At 41.5% G+C, this 287-nt stretch carries 1 pseudogene; it reads left to right on the plus strand.

Annotated elements, in window-relative coordinates:
• A pseudogene (locus HC175_RS23285) lies at positions 1 to 225 on the plus strand (ribonuclease BN); the annotation flags it as partial.
• Positions 226 to 287: the final 62 nt, after the last annotated feature.

Below are 287 nucleotides of genomic sequence, written 5' to 3' on the forward strand. Positions count from 1 at the left end.
GTATTTTTTGGAGCCGAATTTACCGTGCAGTATGCACTTCATAAAAAAGAGAAAGTAGAACCCAATGAATATGCCGAACCTGCCATTTATCAGGAATTACAGAGATTGGAATCCAAACGGGGGCAGTTGATCGATGAAAAGCGTATTCTGGATACCCTGCAGTCCCATACAGACAAAGACGAGGAAGAAAGGAAAAAGCAGGAAGAAAAAAAATCCGGCTCTTAGCTAAGTTTAACCTTAACCACCCCAATTTTAAAGGCGTTTTAGCACAGATTGTCCTGCCTTCT

This window comes from Salinimicrobium oceani (genome assembly GCF_012037645.1).